This window comes from Ramlibacter monticola (assembly GCF_016722785.1).
Lineage (GTDB): Bacteria > Pseudomonadota > Gammaproteobacteria > Burkholderiales > Burkholderiaceae_C > Ramlibacter > Ramlibacter monticola.
Genome location: NZ_JAEQNE010000001.1, coordinates 81,656 through 99,463, shown reverse-complemented (window position 1 = coordinate 99,463; position 17,808 = coordinate 81,656). Strand labels below are relative to the sequence as shown.

Sequence of the window (17,808 nt, the reverse complement as noted above, 5' to 3'; positions counted from 1 at the left end):
GTGACGACGAAGACTGCGAGTCCGCGGGAGGCTGCCGACAAGGTCAACATCCTGGTGGTGGACGACCTGCCGGAAAAGCACGTCGTGTTCAGCACGATCCTCGAGGAGCTCGGGCAGAACATCGTCAACGCGCGCTCCGGGCAGGAGGCCCTGAAGTACATCCTCGAGATGGAATTCGCGGTCATCCTGCTGGACGTCAACATGCCCGACATCGACGGCCTGGAGACGGCCAGCCTGATCCGCCAGTACAAGAAGTCGGCGCAGACGCCGATCGTGTTCATCACGGCCTACGTGGACGAACTGCAGGCCCGGCGCGGCTACGCGCTGGGCGCCGTGGACTACATTCCCTCGCCGGTGGTGCCCGAGGTGCTGCGCTCGAAGGTGCGCGTGTTCGTCGAGCTGTTCCGCATGAACCGCCAGCTGCAGAAGCAGGCGGTGCAGCGCGAGGAACTGGCACGCTCGGAGGCGGCCCGGGCCGCGGCGGAGGAGGCCATCCACCGAGCCGACTACCTGGCCGAGGCGAGCCAGGCGCTGTCCCGCTCGCTCCACCTGGACGACACGATCGCGGCGATCCTGAGCCTCTCGGTGCCCATGCTGGGCGAGCGCGCCGTCCTCGGAATCCCCGACAAGGAGGGCGGGGTGCGCCGGCTGGAGATGCACCCGGCGCCGCGCGCCGACGACGCCGAGGTGTTCACGCCCGAACTGCGCGCGGCCGCCGACCAGGTGATCCGCGACAAGCAGTTCCGCCTGTGGAAGAAGGAGGGCCGCGCGGCGGCGATCTGCCCGCTGACGGCCGGCGACGAAATCCGCGGCGCCATCGCCCTGCTGGGCGAGGCCGACAAGTTCGATTCCGGGCATGTCTCGCTGATCCGCGAGTTCGCGAGCCGCGCCTCCATCGCGATGGAGAACGCGCGCCTGTACTCCGCGGTGCAGGAGGCCGACCGGCGCAAGAACGAGTTCCTGGCCATGCTGGCGCACGAGCTGCGCAACCCGCTCGCGCCGATCCGCAACGCGGTGCACATCCTGGCCACCGCGGAGTCGCTCGCGCCCAAGCTGGCGTGGGCGCGCGACGTGATCGGCCGCCAGGCCGACCACATGTCGCGGCTGATCGACGACCTGCTGGACGTCTCGCGCATCGTGCAGGGCAAGGTGGTGGTGCGGCCCGAGAAACTGCAGCTGGCCACGCTGATCGAGCGCTCGGTGGAGGCGAGCTCGCCGCGCGTCGGCCAGCGCGAGCAGGTGCTCGACGTGCTGCTGCCCAAGGAGGGCATCGAGATCGAGGGCGACTCGGTGCGGCTGTCGCAGGTGCTGTCGAACCTGATCAACAACGCCAGCAAGTTCTCGCCCGCGCGCAGCCGCATCCGGCTGGAGGGAAGCTATGCCGAGGGCGAGCTGCGGATCGCGGTGAAGGACGAGGGCGCCGGCATCGCGCCGGAATTCCTGCCGCACATGTTCGAGCTGTTCGCGCAGGCCGACCAGTCGCTGGACCGCTCGCAGGGCGGCCTGGGCATCGGCCTGACGCTGGTGAAGCACCTGGTCGAACTGCATGGCGGCCGCGTGTGGGCCGACAGCGAGGGCCTGGGCAAGGGCGCGCAGGTCACGATCGCGCTGCCGGCGAAGATCGCCACCGAGCCCGCGCAGCCGCTGCCGTCCGTGAAGCACCAGCCGGTGGTGGCGCGGCACGAGGTTTCGCGGATCCTGGTGGTCGATGACCTGGCGGCGTCCGCCGAGACGCTGAAGACGCTGCTGGAGATGGAGGGCTTCGAGGTGCGGGTGGCGCACGAAGGGCAGTCCGCGCTGGAGATCGCGCGCGAGTTCCGGCCCAACGTGGTGCTGCTGGACATCGGACTGCCCGGCATGAACGGCTTCGAGGTCGCGCACGGCCTGCGCAGCCAGCCCGAGAGCCACGACGCGCTGCTGATCGCGCTGACCGGCTACGGCGAGGCGGAGAGCCGCACCCGCTCGGCCCAGGCCGGCTTCGACTTCCACATGGTCAAGCCCGCGGACGTGAACCTGCTGCTGACGATGCTGGCGAACCCGGAGGAGGCGCGCAGCAAGGTGGCGGCAACGGCCTGAAGAATCCGCTCTTCGGTCCTGCTACAATCGCAGGCTCTGCTGGAGAGGTGGATGAGCGGTTTAAGTCGCACGCCTGGAAAGCGTGTGAGGGTTAATAGCCCTCCGCGGGTTCGAATCCCGCCCTCTCCGCCAGCAAACAAAGCAAAGCGCCCCCTCGTGGGGCGCTTTTCATTGGGAGATCAAGTTCTCTTGGCTCTCGCTGAATCCCGCTCCACATCCCGGCCAGGTCCCCCGCCGGGAATCCCCCGCTCACCGCCGACGCCGCCACCAGCGCGTTCTTCAGCACCGCCGGCACGCCGTGGTTGTATTCGCCCGTCACGATCAGCAGGGCGTCGATCGATGCGATCTTGCGCGCCCATTGCCGTGCGGTGGCGCCCCAGGCTGCAATCCGGTCGCACACCTGGTGCGGCCGGGGTGCCTCGATGCCGTCCTCGTCTCCTGACCGAACTCCGACCGCTCCGCGACGCTTCGCTGACGACGCGCCCGGCGCCAGGCCTTAACTTCTGCCGCGTGGACCCGGCGCACCCTGCCGGATCCATCGGGCCTCCGGGCCCGCGACAACATCCGATTCGGAGGATCGCATCATGACCAAGCTCACCCCCGCCCTCTGCGGACTGGCCGCCTTGCTGGCGTTCTCTGCGTACGCGCAGCAGGACTTGCCCGGCGAGGACCGGGCCGCGCCCTCGGAGCCCGCCACCAGGGCCGAGCGGCAGGCCGCACGCGAGAGGAGGCACACCCTCGGCCGGGAAATGGGGAAGAACGACGAGGGCCGGGTGGCGGACCAGCCGGTCTCCGCAGGCAAGCGCCAGGCTGCGGGCACGCAGGAGAAACTGGCGGCGCGTGCGGGCCGCAAGGCTGCCGGCACGGAGGTCGTCCGCAGCGGCACCGGCCGCGTGCCGGAAGCGGACAACGGGCGCTGAGCGGCAGGCCTCGGCCCGGGCTGTAGCCGGATGCACGCGCAGCTCCGATCGGCGTTGCATGCCCTCTGGGCCTGTGCCACGGCGCTCGCCCTGACGGCCTGCTCCACGGCCCGCCCATGGGTCAACCCGCCGCTCACCGGGGAGGCGCAGTGGGCCGCGGGGATCACACGGCCCCTGCCGGAAGTGGCGTCGTCGGCGCCGGATCACGCCATCATCGCCGCCGTCACCCTCTCGGGCGGAGGCGCGCGCGCCGCGGCCTTCGGCCTCGGCGTGCTGGAGGAACTCAAGGCCACCCGCTTCGAGCTGCAAGGCCGGGCGACGACGCTGCTGGACGAAGTGAACCTGATCAGCGGCGTGTCCGGCGGAAGCGTTCTCGCCGCCTATTACGCGGCGTTCGGCGACGAAGTCTTCACGCGCTTCGGGCGCGACTTCCTGCTGGTGGATTTCCAGACCAGCCTGGTGCGCGATATCCTCTCCCCGGCAACGCTGTACCACCTCACTTCGCCGTGGTGGGGCCGCAGCGACACGCTGGCACTGCGCTTCGACGCCTTGTTTCGCGGCATCACCTTCGGCGAGCTGCGGGCCCGGCGTCCGCTGACGCGCCTGCTGGTCACGGCCACCGACCTCACCACCGGTGCACCTTTCGAATTCACCCCGCAGCAGTTCGCGGTGATCTGCTCGGACCTGGACAGGGTGCCGCTTTCCGTGGCGGTCGCGGCATCGTCGGCGGTGCCCATGCTCCTGAGCCCGGTCACCTTGCGCAATTACGCGGGGACCTGCCCCTTCGCGGCGCCTGCCGCAGATCCGGCGCCTGCCGACCGCAACCTCTCGGCGCGCCTGCTGCAGCGGATCGCGGAGAGCTACCGCGATGCCGGGGAACGTCCGTACCTGCACCTCGTCGACGGCGGCCTGGCCGACAACCTGGGCGTGCGCGGGCTCGTGGACCACACCATGGCGGGCGGATCACTGGACAAGAGCTTCGGCACGCGGCCGGAGGGCTCCGTGCACCAGATCGTGCTGGTGAGCGTGAACTCCGAGCGCGACGCGGGCGAACGCATCGACCGCACGGACCGTGTCCCGGGCATGGTGCAGGTACTGGACGCGCTGGTGTTCGGGGCGGGCTCGCGCTTCGCCGAGGAAACGACCGCCATGGTGGATGACCAGGCGCGCCGCCTGCGCGAGCAACTCCACGCCGCACGCGGCCGCCCCGGCAGCCCCTTCGCCGCCGACGCGGAACTGCATGTGATCACCGTGAGCCTGCGCAGCCTGCGCGACGCGGACCTGCTGCGCGTGCCCACGGCCTTCCAGATCCTCCCGGTGCAGGTGAACGAGCTGCAGGCGGCGGGCCGCACGGCACTGCGGGATTCGCCCGAATTCCAGCGCCTGCGAGCGAGCCTCGGGTCCGGGGCGGTGGACGACTGCGCCTCACCCAAGTGCGACCGAACGGCGACCGATCCCTGACGACGCGCGAGCGCCGCGGACCTAACCTCTCTTCGTCCAGACAACGGACTGTGAAAGGAACACTATGAACCGCATCGCCTTCTTCGGCACCCTCATTCTCGCCACCGCAGCCGTCAGCGCCTTCGCCGACGACATCACCATCGACCCGCACCCCTTCGTGTCCTCGCGAACCCAGGCCGAGGTGCAGGCGGAGCTCGCCCAGTACAAGCAGGCCGGCGTGAACCCCTGGTCCGCCTCCTACAACCCGCTGAAGACCTTCCGCTCGGCGAAGACCCACGCGCAGGTGGAGCAGGAATACCTCGCAGCGCGCGACGAAGTGCGCGCCATGACGGCGGAAGACAGCGGGTCCTCGTACCTCGCGCAGCACCGCGTGCGCGACACCGGTTCGCAGCTCGCCGGCCAGGCCGCCCGGCCCCAATGATCCTGCGCGGGGAGCACTCTTCCAACTGCGGGGCCCGCGAGCCGAACCCCGGCGAGAACTTCCTGCGGCCGTGCTACCTGCGGCGGCCGTGACACGCGTCGCGCCTTCCGGATTTCCTGTCGGCACGCGGTCCTGCGCGGGTGCAGAATGGATCCGTCGCCCGGGATCGCCGGAAGCCACCCAACGGATTGCGAGGAGATCACGCCTTGGCACGCCCCCAGAGTGCCGTCTCGAACCCGGTCCGCGTGCGTTTCGTCGAGTTCGAACTCGACGAGGCCAACGCGTCGCTGCTGCGCGACGGCAAGCCGCTCGCGCTCGCCCCGACACCTTTCGCGCTCCTGTGCGCGCTCGCGCGGCAACCGGGCACTCTGCTCACCAAGGATGCATTGCTCGACGAGGTCTGGGGCCACCAGTTCGTGAGCGAGTCCGTCCTGAAGACGGCGGTGAGCGACCTGCGCATGGCGCTCGGCGACGATCCGCGCCAGCCGCGCTTGATCGAGACCGTGCCCCGGCGTGGGTACCGGTTCATCGCGAACCCGAGCGCGTTCGCGCCGCGCTCGCCGCCGCCCGCGCAGGCACAAGGCCCGGCGCAGGACGCGTCCTTCTTCATCGGCCGTGCCGACGCGCTCGCCCGCCTGGAGCGGGCCTGGCAGGCGGCCGCGGACGGCCAGCGCAGGCTGGTCTGGGTGGCCGGCGAACCGGGCATCGGCAAGACGACGCTGATCGACCGCTTCGCCTCGGGCCTGGGCGACATCGCCTGCGCCCGCGGCCAGTGCGTGGAGCACTACGGGACCGGCGAGCCTTATCTCCCGGTGCTGGAGGCGCTGGCGGACCTGTGTCGCCGGGACAGCGCGCTGCCCGCGCTGCTGCGCGCGGTCGCTCCCACCTGGCTGCTGCAATTGCCGTGGCTCAGCTCCGCCGAGGAGCGCGAGGCGTTGCGCCGCGAGCTGGCCGGCGTCGGCCCGGAACGCATGTTGCGCGAGATGGGCGAGCTGCTCGATCGCTACGCCGAGCGCCGGCCGCTGCTGCTCGTCATCGAGGACCTCCACTGGAGCGATCGTTCGACGATCCACCTCCTCGACTACCTCGCGCGGCGGCGCGGCGGCGCGCGCATCATGTGGCTGGCCAGTTTCCGCCTGGCCGAAGTGGTCGCCGGCGACCATCCGCTCAACCGCGTGCGGCACGAGCTGCGGCTGCAGCGCCTGTGCGAGGAGATCGTGCTCGATCCCTTCTCCGAAACCGAAATCGCGGACTACGTCGCCGGACAGGCGCAGGGGTTCGCCGCCGACGAAGGCTTCGTGCACGCGCTGCACGAGCGTACCGACGGCGTGCCGCTGTTCGTGGCTTCGGTCCTGGTCGACGTGATCGCGCGCGCGGCCCAGGGCGGTGGCGCGCTGCCGGGCGACGCGCTCGCGAAGCTGCCGGTGCCCGAGAACCTGGCCGGCATCATCGATCACTTCCTCGCGCGGCTGGACGTCGAGGAGCGCGCCATGCTCGCCACGGCGGCGGTCTGCGGCTCCGAATTCCGGGCCGAGACGGTGGCGCAGGCACTGGAACGGGACGCGGGGTGGGTGGCCGAAGCCTGCGAGCGTCTCGCGCGCGGGCACATGTGGGTGACGGCGCCTAGGCGGGGAGGGGAGGACGTCGCCCCCGAGCCGCCCTACGCGTTCCGGCACGCGTTCTTCCGCGAGATCCTCTACGAGCGCACGCCGGCGACGGCGCGTGCGCAGGTGCACCGCAAGGTCGGCGCCGCGCTGGAAGCGGAACGCGCCAGAGGCCGCGCGTTGCCGGCAGCGGAGCTTGCGATGCACTTCGACCGGGGCCGCGATCCCGCCGCCGCCCTGCGCTACTACGCCCAGGCCGCCGAGGCCGCGCTGATGCAACTGAGCCCGGTGGAATGCATGGAGCTCACCGGGCGCGCGCTGCTCCTCCTGGACCAGGCGACCGACGTGGCGGAGCGCGACTCGCTGGACATCACTCTTTCGACCCTGCGCGGCGTCGCCGCCTTCCAGGCGCACGGCGTGGGGAGCGAGGCGAAGGACGCGCTGCGGCGGGCCTACCTGCTGCTCGATCGCGTGCCGCAGCATCCCGCGCGCGGGCAGTTGCTGCACGGCCTCGGCTTCCTGCTCTCCATCCGCGGTGAATATGCCGAAGCGCTCGAGGTCACGCAGCGCGCCGTGGCTTTGTCGGCGACGACGCAGGATCCCGTCCTGCTGCTGACCGCCTGCACGGTGGAGGGCGAGGTGCACATGATGCAGGGCCGTCCCCGGCGCGCCCGCGCAGCGATCGAGCGGGCGCTGCCCGCCCTGGATGCCGCCGACACCGTTCCGGACCTGGGCTTCGTCGCCGCGCCGCAGGTGATGCTGCTGGCGCAGCTCGCCGTGCAGCTGCTTCACCTCGGCATGCCGCGGCAGGCGCGCGCGCTGCTGCGCCAGGCGCACGCGCGGGCGCAGCAATTGCGCCAGCCCATGGCGCAGATGGTCGTTCTGTGGTTCGACGCCCTGCTGGAGGTGCGGCTCGGCAACGGGGAGAGCGTGGCCAGGCTCGCAGACGAATTGCAGGCCCTGGTGGAGGAGTTCGGACTCGGCCAGGGACGCGCCGCGGCCGGGTTCTTCCGCGGGTGGGCCCAGGCCCGCCGCGGCGAAGCATTGGACGGCTACCGCGTGATCCGCGAGGCCTACGAACGCAATACGGCCAGCGGCATGCGCGCCGGAGGCAGCGAAGTCCTGGGTTACGCCGCGGAGGCGCTCCTGCTCGCCGGCGAAGCCGACGCGGCCGAGGGCCAGCTGCGCGAGGCCTTGCGCTTCGTGGAGACGCACGGGGAGCGCGTGTACCTGGCGCAACTGCTGCTGACGCAGGCGGCCATCGCGCGGGCGCGCGGGCAGGCGGCGGCCGCCGAAGCCTCGGTCCGCAGTGCGCTGCAGGAGGCACGGGCCCAGGAGGCGCCGTGGCACGAGCTGGTGGCGCTGGTCGCGCTGTGCGAGCACGGTGAGGCGAAGCCCGCCGAGCGGAAGGCGCTCGCGGCACTGCTGGAGGCCCTGCCGGAAGCTGCCGAGACGCCGCCCGCCGCGAGGGCGCGTGCGCTGCTGGCGTAAGCGCAGCTTGCGCTTACCCGATCCCGACCGAACCGCGACGCATCGCTGACGACGTGACTTGCAGCGGCGAATAACGTTCGCTGCATGGAACACACATCAACGATCGCCGTCGTGGGCGCCGGCACTGCGGTCCACTCCAGGGTGGCGCAGGTTCTGCAGAACCGCACGAAGCTGGCGCTCCAGCACCTGCAGGAACGCGTGCAAGCGGCTTGCGAGCGCCAGGCGGACGGAGCCGCGGCGGGACCGCTGCTTCCCTGGCAGGCCTGGGCGAGCGGCGCGCAGTACGCCGTGGACTTCGCGCAGCGCTCGGTGCTGTTCTGGGACGCGCTGCGCCAGCGCGGCAACAACTTCATCGAGCACGAGCGGCAGGGACTGCCCCCCGTGCTGCACTTCGAGCACGAAACGGTCATGGACGGCCGCGGGTTCGAGCGGCCCGTCAACTACGCGCTGCTTCACATTCTCCCGCCGGCAGGCATGCAGGTGGACGCGAAGCGCCGCCCCTACGTGATCATCGACCCGCGCGGCGGCCACGGGCCGGGCATCGGCGGCTTCAAGGACGATTCGCAGGTGGGCGTGGCCTTGCGCGAAGGCCATCCGGTGTACTTCGTCGTGTTCTTCCGCGATCCGCAGCCGGGGCAGACGCTGCTGGACGTGTGCAACGCGGAGCGCGAGTTCGTGCGCCGCGTGCGCGAGCTTCATCCCGATGCGCCCAAGCCCGCCATCGTCGGGAACTGCCAGGGCGGCTGGTCGGCCATGATGCTGGCCGCCTCCAGTCCCGACGACACGGGCCCCGTCGTGGTCGTGGGCGCGCCGATGTCCTACTGGGCCGGCGCCTGGAGCGACGACATCGGCGACAACCCGATGCGCTACGCGGGCGGACTGCTGGGAGGTACGTGGCTGTCGTCGCTGACCTCGGACCTGGGCAACGGCAAGTTCGACGGCGCCTGGCTGGTGCAGAACTTCGAGAACCTCAACCCGGCCAACACCTTCTGGAACAAGTACTTGCAGCTGTTCGCGAACGTGGACACCGAGGCGGCGCGCTTCCTCGAGTTCGAGCGCTGGTGGGGCGGTTACTTCCTCCTGAACGGGGAGGAGATCGAGTGGATCACGCAGACCCTGTTCGTGGGCAACCGGCTGTGGAAGGACTCCCGCTTCGACCTGCGGGCGATCAAGTCGCCCATCGTGCTGTTCGCTTCGCTGGGCGACAACATCACGCCGCCGCAGCAGGCCTTCAACTGGGTAGCCGACGTGTACGGCAGCACGGAGGAGGTCAAGGCCACGGGGCAGGTCATCGTCGGCCTGATGCACGAGGACATCGGCCACCTGGGCATCTTCGTATCCGGCAAGGTCGCGAAGAAGGAGCACGCGCAGATCGTCTCGGTGCTGAAATCCATCGAGGCGCTGCCGCCGGGCCTTTACGGGATGGAGATCTCGGAGCAGGCGGGCGCCGACGGCAAGCCTTCGCACGACGTGCGCTTCCTCGAACTGCGGCTGGAGGACATTGTTCCGAAGCTGAACCGCTTCCAGCGCGAGGACGAGAAGCCCTTCGAGGCCTTGCAGGTCGTGTCGGAGTTCAACCAGCGCGCCTACGAGCTGTTCGCACGTCCGGTGGTGAAGGCGCTGGTCAGCGAGCCGGCGGCCGCGCTCTCGCGGGCCTTCCACCCGCTGCGCTTCCAGCGCTGGGCCCTGTCGGACCTGAACCCCTGGACCTGGTGGCTGGCGCCGGCGGCACAGGCCGTCAAGGCGCAGCGCCAGTCTCTCACGCCGGAGCATCCGGCCCGACGGCTGGAGGCGACCGTGTCCGAACTGGCCGGCGCGGGACTGGACGGCTACCGCGCGCTGCGTGACGCAGCCTCCGAAGCGGCCTTCTTCCAGTTGTACGGCAACCTGTTCGCCTACCTCCATCCCGACGACGCGTGCGGCGAGGAAGCGCCGGCGGTGGATCCGCGCGGCTTCCCGGCGGTGAAGCAGGCCCTCGCCGCCGTCGGGAGCGGCGGGTATGCGGAGGCCCTCGCGCGCGTCGCCTTCCTGCTGGGGCACGACGACGCACCCCTGCCGCTGTCACGCGTCGAGCTTGCGCACGACCTGCTCGAGGAGTATCGCGAACTGCTGCCCGCGCTGCCGCGGGACGAGGCGCGCCGCATCGGCGGCGAGCAGGAAATCATTGCCCGCTACGCGCCCGACCAGGCGATCGAGACCCTGCCCGCGCTGCTGGCGCGCAAGAAAGACCGCGAGCGGCTGCTGACGCTGCTGGATCGCGTGCTGGCGGACCGCCGCGTCCAGCGCATCCGGCCGTCGGCACAGCAGGTGGCCACGCTTGCCCGCATCCGCGCGCTGCTGGGCGCGCCGGCTCCGCGCCACATTCCTGCATAGAACCACGACATGACAACGACTTCACCATCCAACCCGCTCGAAGTGCTGCGCAACCGCACCTTCGACGAGATTGCCGTGGGCGACCACGCCAGCCTCCAGCGTACGCTCACCGCCGCCGACATCCAGTTGTTCGCAGCGATCTCGGGCGACATCAATCCGCAGCATCTCGACCCCGAATTCGCCGCGTCCACGCCCGCGCAGGGCGTGATCGCCCACGGGATGTGGGGCGCGGCGCTGATTTCCGCCGTGCTGGGTACGCAGCTGCCCGGGCCCGGCACCGTCTACCTCGCGCAGACGCTGAAGTTCCGCGCGCCGATCCGCGTGGGCGACACACTGACGATCACCGTGACCGTGATCGCGCGCGACGAGACCAAGCACTCCGTGGTCCTGGCCTGCACCTGCGTCAACCAGGAGGGCCAGACGGTGATCTCCGGCGAAGCGAGCGTGAGCGCGCCGACCCTGCGCTTCGAGCGCCCGCGCGGCACCCTGCCGCAGCTGCGGATCTCCGTGGCGGAGGGCGACGACCTGGTGCGGGTTCCGCAGTCGTCGAGCCGACCAACGAGGAATGGGTCGCGGCATCCCACGCGCTGACCTTGATCCGCGAAGACGCGCAGTGCATTCCATGAGTCATCCCGGGAGACCGACCATGCCCTTCCAACCGGAATCGAAGTACCCGAACCGGCGGTCCTACGTGATCAAGGTGCGCAACGATGCGCAGCCGGACGCGCTGGCTGGCCGCCTGGAGAACCTGGTCACCGGCCAGCAGCGCGAGTTCGCCTCCGGGCGCGAACTGCTCGATTCGATCGCGCGCGACCTCGCGGCCGGTCCGGGCGATCCGCCCTCGGGAGGCGAGCCATGACCATGCAGCAGGATGGCTACCGCGTGGGGCGGTTCGCGAGCAACCTCGAGGACATCGACCGGGAAGTCGCGCGCCTGGCGCAGCTCTGCCGCGTGCCGCTGTTGCAGCGCGGCGTGGTGGAACGCGTGCTGCACGGCGATGACTCCGTCTGCGGCACGAAGAATTCCCGGGCGTTCGTGAAGCTGCACGACCTCCTGATGCTGCACTTCGCCGTGCGCGAGAAGTCGGCCGATCAACTGGGCCAGCGCCAGACTGCCGCGATCGAGATGGTCGTGGTCGAGCGCCTGCGCAAGTCCTTCCCCGACCTGGCGGCGGACTGGCCCCCGGCGTGAGCGCCGCACCGTGACCGAGATCAGCGTCGTCGGCGCCATGGCGGGCGTCGTGGGCTCGCTCGCCGGCGGCGGCGCCACCATCGCCACGGCATGGATCACCCAGAAGACGCACAGCCGGCGCGAAATGATCCGGCTGGATGTCCGCAAGCGCGAGACGCTGTACGGCGAGTTCATCGGCGAATGCGGCCGGCTCCTGATGGACGCGCTGACGCACACGCTGGAACACCCCGAGACCCTGCTGCCCGCCTACGCGCTCCTCAACCGCATCCGGCTCGCCGCCTCCGCCCCCGTGCTCGCCGAGGCGGAGCGGCTCCTGATGCGCATCACGGAGCAGTACTTCGCCAGCAACGTGACGCTGGAGGAGATGGGCCGCATCGCGCGCTCCGTCGATGCCGATCCCCTGAAGGCCTTCGGCGAGGCCTGCCGCGCCGAGCTGAAGGCCCTCCACGCGCGAGTCTGAGCGCGGCGCCTGCGCCCCGCAGGCGACCGAAGTACGACCGAACGACGACGCTTCACTGACGACTCCGCGCCCGCCGCTTCTTACGCTCTCCCCATCGACTTCCTCTCACGACCGGGACCATGCCGAATCATCCACGCCCTGCCGCCACGCCGCTGGCCGCCACCCTCGCGATCGCGGTCGCGCTGGGGCTGGCCGGCTGCGCCACTCCCAACCTCCACTCTTCGGTCGACGTGCCGGTCCGCTTCGCCGCGCCGGCGGAGGCCCAGGACGCGCCCGAGGTCGCCTGGTGGGAAAGCTACGGCGACCCCGTGCTCTCCGACCTGGTGCGCCGCGCCGCGCGCGAGAACCGGGACATCCGCATGGCCGTCCAGCGCGTGCGCGCGGCCCGTGCGGGAGAGACGATCAGCCGTTCCGTGCTGTTCCCCAGCATCGGGCTGAGCGCCAGCGGGCAGGACGCCAAGACGGGCCACGACGCCGCGGTGAAGCAGCACATGCCCGACATCCAGCGGGGCAGCGCGGGCCTCGACGTCTCCTGGGAGATCGACCTCTCCGGGCGCCTCCGTGCGGGCGCCGCCGCCGCGGCCGCCGACGCCCTGGCGGCGGAGCACGGCGCGAGCGGCGTGCGGCTGCTGGTCGTAAGTGACGTCGCCACCAACTACTTCACCCTCGTGGGCGCCCTGCGCCAACTCGAGACGGTGCGCGCGATCTCTGCCGCGCAGGACGAAACCCTGCGCCTGGTGACAGCGCGCCAGCGGGCCGGCCTCGCCACCCCGTTCGACGTCGAGCGGGCCGCCACGGAGGCTTCGCGCGCACGCGCCGCGATCCCGCCGCTCGAGACGGTCGTGGCCGTCTCGCGTCATCGCATCGCGGTGCTGGTGGGCGACCAGGCCGTGAACGCGGCCGGCATCGCGACCCACGGCGGCGAGCTCACCGTGCCGCCGGCGCGGCCGGGCCAGCCCGCCACCCTGCTGGAACGCCGTCCGGACCTGCTCGCGCTCAAGTCGCAGCTGGACGCCGCCAACGCCCGCCGGCAGCAGGCCCAGGCCGAGTGGTTCCCGCGCCTGTTCCTTGGCGCCGTGTTCGGCCGCGAGAGCCTGGAATTGAACAACATCGACGTCGGCGCGGCGCACTTCCGCAATGTCGCGGGCCTGCTGGCGATGCCGCTCTTCAACGCGGGTCGCACCCGCAGCATCAACGAGATCGCCGAAAGCGCGCAGTCCGAAGCCGTGATGCGCTACGAGGACGGCATCGTGCGTGCCCTGGAGGATGTGGAGAACGCGCTGGTCGCGCTCGGCGACGAACGCCGCCGCGCCGTCGACCTGCGCAACGCCGCCAACTCCGCCGATTCGGCCCTGGGGCGCGCGCAGTCGCTGTACGACCGCGGGCAGATCGACCTGTTGCCGCTGCTCGATGCGCAGCGCACGCGCCTGGCGGTGCGGCTCGGCGCCAACGACAGCGACACGCAACTGCTGCTCGACAGCGTGCGCCTCTACAAGGCGCTGGGCGGCGGCTGGCAGGCCTTCGAGCCGCAGCCCGCCGCGACCGGCACCCCACCTTCCACCCATTCCTGAACCCCATCGATCGCCACGAGGAGCTGTCTTGAATACCTCACACGCCGCGGCCCTGCTCGCCGTCCCCCTGGCGGCGCTGCTTGCCGCCTGCACCCCGAACAAGCCCACCGCCGAGGCCCCGCGGCCGGTGCGCACCGCCGAAATCCGCTACGACGCCGCGCGCGAGGCGAACCGCTACGTCGGTACCGTGCGCGCACGGCACGAAGTGGACCAAGCCTTCCGCGTGGGCGGCAAGGTCGTGCAACGCAAGGTCGATGTCGGGCAGACCGTCCGCGAGGGCGACGTGCTCGCCGTGCTCGACGACGCCGACTACCGGCTTGCGGTGGAAGCGGCGCAGCAGCAGCTCACCGCCGCCACCACGCAGGCGCGCCAGGCCGAATCGGACCGCCAGCGGCTCAATGCCCTGAAGGCCGACGGTTCCGTCAGCGACTCCGACGATGAAAAGGCGCACAGCGGCGCCAGGACGGCCGAAGCGACGGCGCAAGCGCAGGCGCGCAACCTGGAGCTGGCCCGCAACCGCTTGAATTACACGGTGCTGCGCGCCCCGCGCAGCGGCGTCGTCACCGCGGTCAAGTTCGAGGTCGGGCAGGTGGTCGCCGAAGGGCTGCCCATCGTCTCCATCGCCGCCGAGGGGGAGCCCGAGATCGTGGTGGACGTGCCGGAGGACCACCTCGCGAACTTCACCAAGGGGAAGTTCAAGGCGTCCCTCGCGAGCGCGCCGGGCGAAAGCTTCGACGTGGTCCTGCGCGAGATGTCGCCCGAGGCCGTGCCGCAGACCCGCACCTTCCGCGCGCGCCTGAAACCCGTCTCGACGCGACGCCTGCCGCTGGGCGCGACCGCGACCCTGGTTGCGGAACGTCCCACTGCGCAGACCACGGTGGCCGCCATCCCGGCGGCGGCCATCACGCAGAACAACGGCAAGCCTGCGGTGTGGGCGGTGCGCCGCGCCACGGGCACGGACGCCTTCGCGCTCGTGGAAATGGTGCCCGTCACCGTCCACGGCTTTCGCAACGACGACGTGCTGCTCTCCGGCCTGCCCGCCGGAACGCTGGTCGTCACCGCGGGCGTGCAGAAGATGGCGCCCGGCCTGAAGGTCGCGCTGTCCGGCGCGGACCGTGCCGTCGAAGTGAGCCAGGCCGCGCGATGAAATCCTTCAACCTCACCGAATGGGCGCTCGGCCACCGTGCCGTGGTGCTGTTCCTGATCCTCGTCATCGCCGTGGCGGGCGTGCTGGGATTCGGCAAGCTCGGCCAGCTCGAGGACCCGAACTTCTCGGTGCCCTCGATGACGGCCACCGTGATCTGGCCCGGCGCGACCGCGCAGCAGATCCAGGACGAAGTCCTCAACCGCCTGGAGAAGAAGTTCGAGCAGCTCGATCACTTCGAGAAGGTCGTGACCTATGCGCGCCAGGGCTACGGCGGGCTGACCATCACCGTCAAGGGCAGCACCTCGAAGAAGGACCAGCGCGAGGCCTGGTACCAGGCGCGCAAGAAGTTCTCCGACATCAAGCTGGAACTGCCCGATGGGGTGATCGGCCCCATTTTCAACGACGAATTCGGGGACGTGTACGGCCTGCTGTACGCCGTCAAGGGCGACGGCATAGTCCACGCCGAGCTTGCCGACATCGCCGAGGACATCAAGCGCCGGCTGCTGAAGGTGCCCATGGTCAAGAAGGTGGACCTGTTCGGCAAGCAGCAGCAGCGCGTGTACGTGGAGTTCTCGCACCAGCGGCTGGCGGCCCTGGGCATCACGCCGGCGCAGATCGCCGACAGCCTGCGCGCGCAGAACGACATGCTCGCCAGCGGCCTGGTCGACACCCACGGCGACCGCGTGTTCCTGCGTGTGAGCGGCCAGTTCAAGAACCTGGACGACATCCGCAACGTGCCCGTCTCGGCCGGCGGACGCCAGATCAAGCTGGGCGACTTCACCACCATCACGCGCGGCTACGAGGACCCGCCGGTCTTCACGGTGCGCCACAACGGCCAGCAGGTGCTGATGCTGGGCATCTCGATGAGCGACGACGGCAACATCGTCAAGCTCGGTGAAGCCGTCGAACAGGCGGTCGCGAAGGTCCAGGCCGAACTGCCGCACGGCGTGGAGCTGGAACGCGTGGCCGACCAGCCCACCACCGTGAAGGACTCGGTGTGGGAGTTCGAGCGCTCCCTGCTGGAAGCGCTGGCGATCGTGCTGGCCGTGAGCCTGGTGAGCCTGGGCCTGCGCACCGGCATCATCGTGGCGTTGTCGGTGCCGCTGGTGCTGGGTGTCGTCGCCGTGGTCATGCTCGCCATGGGCTGGAACCTGGAGCGCGTCTCGCTCGGTTCGCTGATCATCGCGCTGGGCCTGCTGGTGGACGACTCCATCATCTCGGTCGAGATGATGGCGGTGAAGATGGAAGAGGGCTGGGACCGCCTGAAGGCCGCCGCCTACTCCTACTCCGCCACCGCCATGCCGCGCCTGACCGGCGCGCTGATCACGGTGGCCGGCTTCATGCCGATCGGCTTCGCCAAGTCCGTCACCGCCGAATACGCCGGCGGCATCTTCTGGATCGTCGGCGTCGCGGTGCTGTTCTCGTGGATCGTGTCGGGCATCTTCACGCCCTACCTCGCGGTGAAGCTGCTGCCCAAGGATTTCGGCAAGCACCACCATGGCGGCGACCCCTACGGCACGCCCTTCTACCGGAAGCTGCGCCGCGGCATCGACCTGGCGCTGGAACGCCGCTGGCTCGTGATCGGCGTGACGGTGGGCGCGCTGGCCGTCGCCCTGTACGCCATGCGTCTCGTGCCGCAGCAGTTCTTCCCCAACAGTTCGCGCCCGGAACTCATCGTGGAGCTGCGGCTGAAGGAAGGTGCTTCCTTCAAGGCCACCGAGGAGCAAGTCAGGCACATGGAAGCGGTGCTGAAGAAGGACGAGGACATCCGCTTCTTCACCGCCTACACCGGCGCCGGCGGCCCGCGCTTCTACCTCGCGCTGTCGCCGGAACTGCCCAACGCCGGCTACGCCCAGTTCGTGGTGATGACCAAGGACATGGAGGCGCGCGAGCGGGTGCGCTCGCGCCTGATGGCTTCCATGCCCGGCGAGTTCCCGCAGGCGTGGGTGCGCGTCACCCGGCTGGAGATGGGGCCGCCCGTGGGCTTCCCGGTGCAGTTCCGCGTGGTTGGACCGGACACCCAGAAGGTGCGCGCCATCGCCCGCGAAGTCGAAAAGTTGGTGGCGTCCAGCCCCGCCGTGCGCGACATGCAGCTCGATTGGTTCGACCCGGTGCGCACGCTGCGGGTGGAACTCGACCAGGACAAGGCGCGTGCCCTGGGGCTCACGCCCGCCGACGTCTCGCTGGTCGCGCAGACGGTGATGACCGGCGCGCCGCTGTCGCAGCTGCGCGAGCACGAGAACCTGATCGACATCGTGGCGCGCGCCGTGCCTTCGGAGCGCCTCGACCTGGACACGCTGAAGGACGTGAACCTCTTCACCCGCCAGGGCACCGTGGTGCCGCTGTCGCAGGTGGCCCGCGTGAAGAACGAGCTGGAAGAGCCCGTGCTGTGGCGGCGCAACCGCGACATGGCGATCACCGTGCGTGCCGACGTGAAGGACGGCGAGCAGGGCGTGTCCGTCACCCAGACCATCCGGCCGCTGCTCAAGGACATCGAGGCCAGGCTGCCGGCCGGCTACCGCATCGACGTGGGTGGCGCCGTGGAGGAAAGCGACAAGGCCAACACCGCGCTGGCCGCCGTCGCCCCGGTGATGGTGCTGACCATCCTGCTGATCCTCATGCTGCAGCTGCAAAGCTTCTCGCTCATGTGGATGGTGTTCCTCACCGCGCCGCTGGGCCTCATCGGCGTCGTGGCGGCGCTGCTGATGACGCGCGCTCCGCTCGGCTTCGTCGCGATCCTGGGGATCATCGCGCTGGGCGGGATGATCATGCGCAACGCGGTGATCCTGATCGACCAGGTGCAGACCGAGATGGACAACGGGGCCGACCCCTGGACCGCCGTCGTCGAGGCCGCCGTGCACCGGACGCGTCCGGTGGTGCTGACCGCCGCCGCCACCGTGCTGGCCATGGTCCCGCTCACGCGCAGCGTGTTCTGGGGCCCGATGGCGATCGCCATCATGGGCGGACTCACGATCGCCACGCTGCTGACGATCTTCTTCGTGCCGGCCCTGTATGCGGCCTGGTTCAAGGTGCGGCGGGCGCAGCCCGCCGGCGAAGCGCGCGTCGCCGCCGAGCCGCTGCCCGTGGCCTGAC

The 17,808-nt window shown here is 70.4% G+C and carries 14 protein-coding genes and 1 tRNA gene; 14 read left to right on the top strand and 1 reads right to left on the bottom strand.

The features are described 5' to 3' along the window. Window positions 1–2,076 (top strand): hybrid sensor histidine kinase/response regulator, encoded by a 2,076-nt coding sequence (locus JJ685_RS00475; RefSeq protein ID WP_201672214.1) that lies wholly within the window; start codon window positions 1–3, stop codon window positions 2,074–2,076. Window positions 2,077–2,117: 41 nt separating this feature from the next. After that, window positions 2,118–2,208 (top strand) — tRNA-Ser (locus tag JJ685_RS00470). Here JJ685_RS00470 and JJ685_RS30015 read toward each other — a convergent pair. Beyond that, window positions 2,168–2,476: an NADPH-dependent FMN reductase gene (locus JJ685_RS30015; RefSeq protein ID WP_330901682.1), complete on the bottom strand. Its 309-nt coding sequence runs from the start codon at window positions 2,474–2,476 to the stop codon at window positions 2,168–2,170. The genes JJ685_RS00470 and JJ685_RS30015 overlap by 41 nt on opposite strands. Window positions 2,477–2,660: 184 nt before the next feature. Here JJ685_RS30015 and JJ685_RS00460 point away from each other — a divergent pair, with 184 nt between their 5' ends. The 12 genes from JJ685_RS00460 (at window position 2,661) to JJ685_RS00405 (ending at window position 17,807) form a co-directional block, all read left to right on the top strand. After that, entirely contained in the window at window positions 2,661–2,996 is a 336-nt protein-coding gene (locus tag JJ685_RS00460) for a hypothetical protein (protein WP_201672213.1), read from the top strand. Window positions 2,997–3,026: 30 nt separating this feature from the next. Then, window positions 3,027–4,457 (top strand): patatin-like phospholipase family protein, encoded by a 1,431-nt coding sequence (locus JJ685_RS00455; RefSeq protein WP_236598638.1) that lies wholly within the window; start codon window positions 3,027–3,029, stop codon window positions 4,455–4,457. A 64-nt stretch (window positions 4,458–4,521) separates the two neighbouring features. Beyond that, entirely contained in the window at window positions 4,522–4,878 is a 357-nt protein-coding gene (locus JJ685_RS00450; protein WP_201672212.1) for a DUF4148 domain-containing protein, read from the top strand. Between the two features lie 206 nt (window positions 4,879–5,084). Next, on the top strand, window positions 5,085–7,973 hold the full coding sequence (locus tag JJ685_RS00445) for an ATP-binding protein (protein ID WP_201672211.1): 2,889 nt from the start codon (window positions 5,085–5,087) through the stop codon (window positions 7,971–7,973). Between the two features lie 84 nt (window positions 7,974–8,057). After that, window positions 8,058–10,346 carry a DUF3141 domain-containing protein gene (locus JJ685_RS00440; protein WP_201672210.1) on the top strand — a complete coding sequence of 763 codons (2,289 nt, stop codon included), beginning with the start codon at window positions 8,058–8,060 and terminating at the stop codon, window positions 10,344–10,346. A 9-nt stretch (window positions 10,347–10,355) separates the two neighbouring features. Then, the gene (locus JJ685_RS00435; RefSeq protein ID WP_201672209.1) at window positions 10,356–10,937 is read left to right on the top strand and encodes a MaoC/PaaZ C-terminal domain-containing protein; all 582 of its coding nucleotides are present in this window, start codon (window positions 10,356–10,358) and stop codon (window positions 10,935–10,937) included. Between the two features lie 55 nt (window positions 10,938–10,992). Next, a complete protein-coding gene (locus JJ685_RS00430) occupies window positions 10,993–11,205 on the top strand; it encodes a hypothetical protein (RefSeq protein WP_201672208.1) in 213 nt (70 codons plus the stop codon). Continuing rightward, on the top strand, window positions 11,202–11,537 hold the full coding sequence (locus JJ685_RS00425) for a hypothetical protein (protein WP_201672207.1): 336 nt from the start codon (window positions 11,202–11,204) through the stop codon (window positions 11,535–11,537). Before JJ685_RS00430 ends, JJ685_RS00425 begins: the two co-directional genes overlap by 4 nt. A 10-nt stretch (window positions 11,538–11,547) precedes the next feature. Then, entirely contained in the window at window positions 11,548–11,997 is a 450-nt protein-coding gene (locus JJ685_RS00420) for a hypothetical protein (protein WP_201672206.1), read from the top strand. A gap of 119 nt (window positions 11,998–12,116) precedes the next feature. Continuing rightward, complete coding sequence (locus JJ685_RS00415; protein WP_201672205.1) at window positions 12,117–13,568, top strand: efflux transporter outer membrane subunit; 1,452 nt, start codon at window positions 12,117–12,119, stop codon at window positions 13,566–13,568. 28 nt (window positions 13,569–13,596) lie between these two features. Beyond that, entirely contained in the window at window positions 13,597–14,715 is a 1,119-nt protein-coding gene (locus JJ685_RS00410) for an efflux RND transporter periplasmic adaptor subunit (protein WP_201672204.1), read from the top strand. Beyond that, complete coding sequence (locus JJ685_RS00405; RefSeq protein ID WP_201672203.1) at window positions 14,712–17,807, top strand: efflux RND transporter permease subunit; 3,096 nt, start codon at window positions 14,712–14,714, stop codon at window positions 17,805–17,807. The genes JJ685_RS00410 and JJ685_RS00405 overlap by 4 nt, the downstream gene beginning before the upstream one ends. Window position 17,808: the final 1 nt, after the last annotated feature.

Bases quoted from the DNA above. Each gene is read 5' to 3' on its own strand.
- JJ685_RS00455 (WP_236598638.1), top strand. From the start codon at position 3,027: ATGCACGCGCAGCTCCGATCGGCGTTGCATGCCCTCTGGGCCTGTGCC.
- JJ685_RS00440 (WP_201672210.1), top strand. From the start codon at position 8,058: ATGGAACACACATCAACGATCGCCGTCGTGGGCGCCGGCACTGCGGTC.
- JJ685_RS00435 (WP_201672209.1), top strand. From the start codon at position 10,356: ATGACAACGACTTCACCATCCAACCCGCTCGAAGTGCTGCGCAACCGC.
- JJ685_RS00430 (WP_201672208.1), top strand. From the start codon at position 10,993: ATGCCCTTCCAACCGGAATCGAAGTACCCGAACCGGCGGTCCTACGTG.
- JJ685_RS00405 (WP_201672203.1), top strand. From the start codon at position 14,712: ATGAAATCCTTCAACCTCACCGAATGGGCGCTCGGCCACCGTGCCGTG.
- JJ685_RS00415 (WP_201672205.1), top strand. From the start codon at position 12,117: ATGCCGAATCATCCACGCCCTGCCGCCACGCCGCTGGCCGCCACCCTC.
- JJ685_RS00425 (WP_201672207.1), top strand. From the start codon at position 11,202: ATGACCATGCAGCAGGATGGCTACCGCGTGGGGCGGTTCGCGAGCAAC.
- JJ685_RS00450 (WP_201672212.1), top strand. From the start codon at position 4,522: ATGAACCGCATCGCCTTCTTCGGCACCCTCATTCTCGCCACCGCAGCC.
- JJ685_RS00460 (WP_201672213.1), top strand. From the start codon at position 2,661: ATGACCAAGCTCACCCCCGCCCTCTGCGGACTGGCCGCCTTGCTGGCG.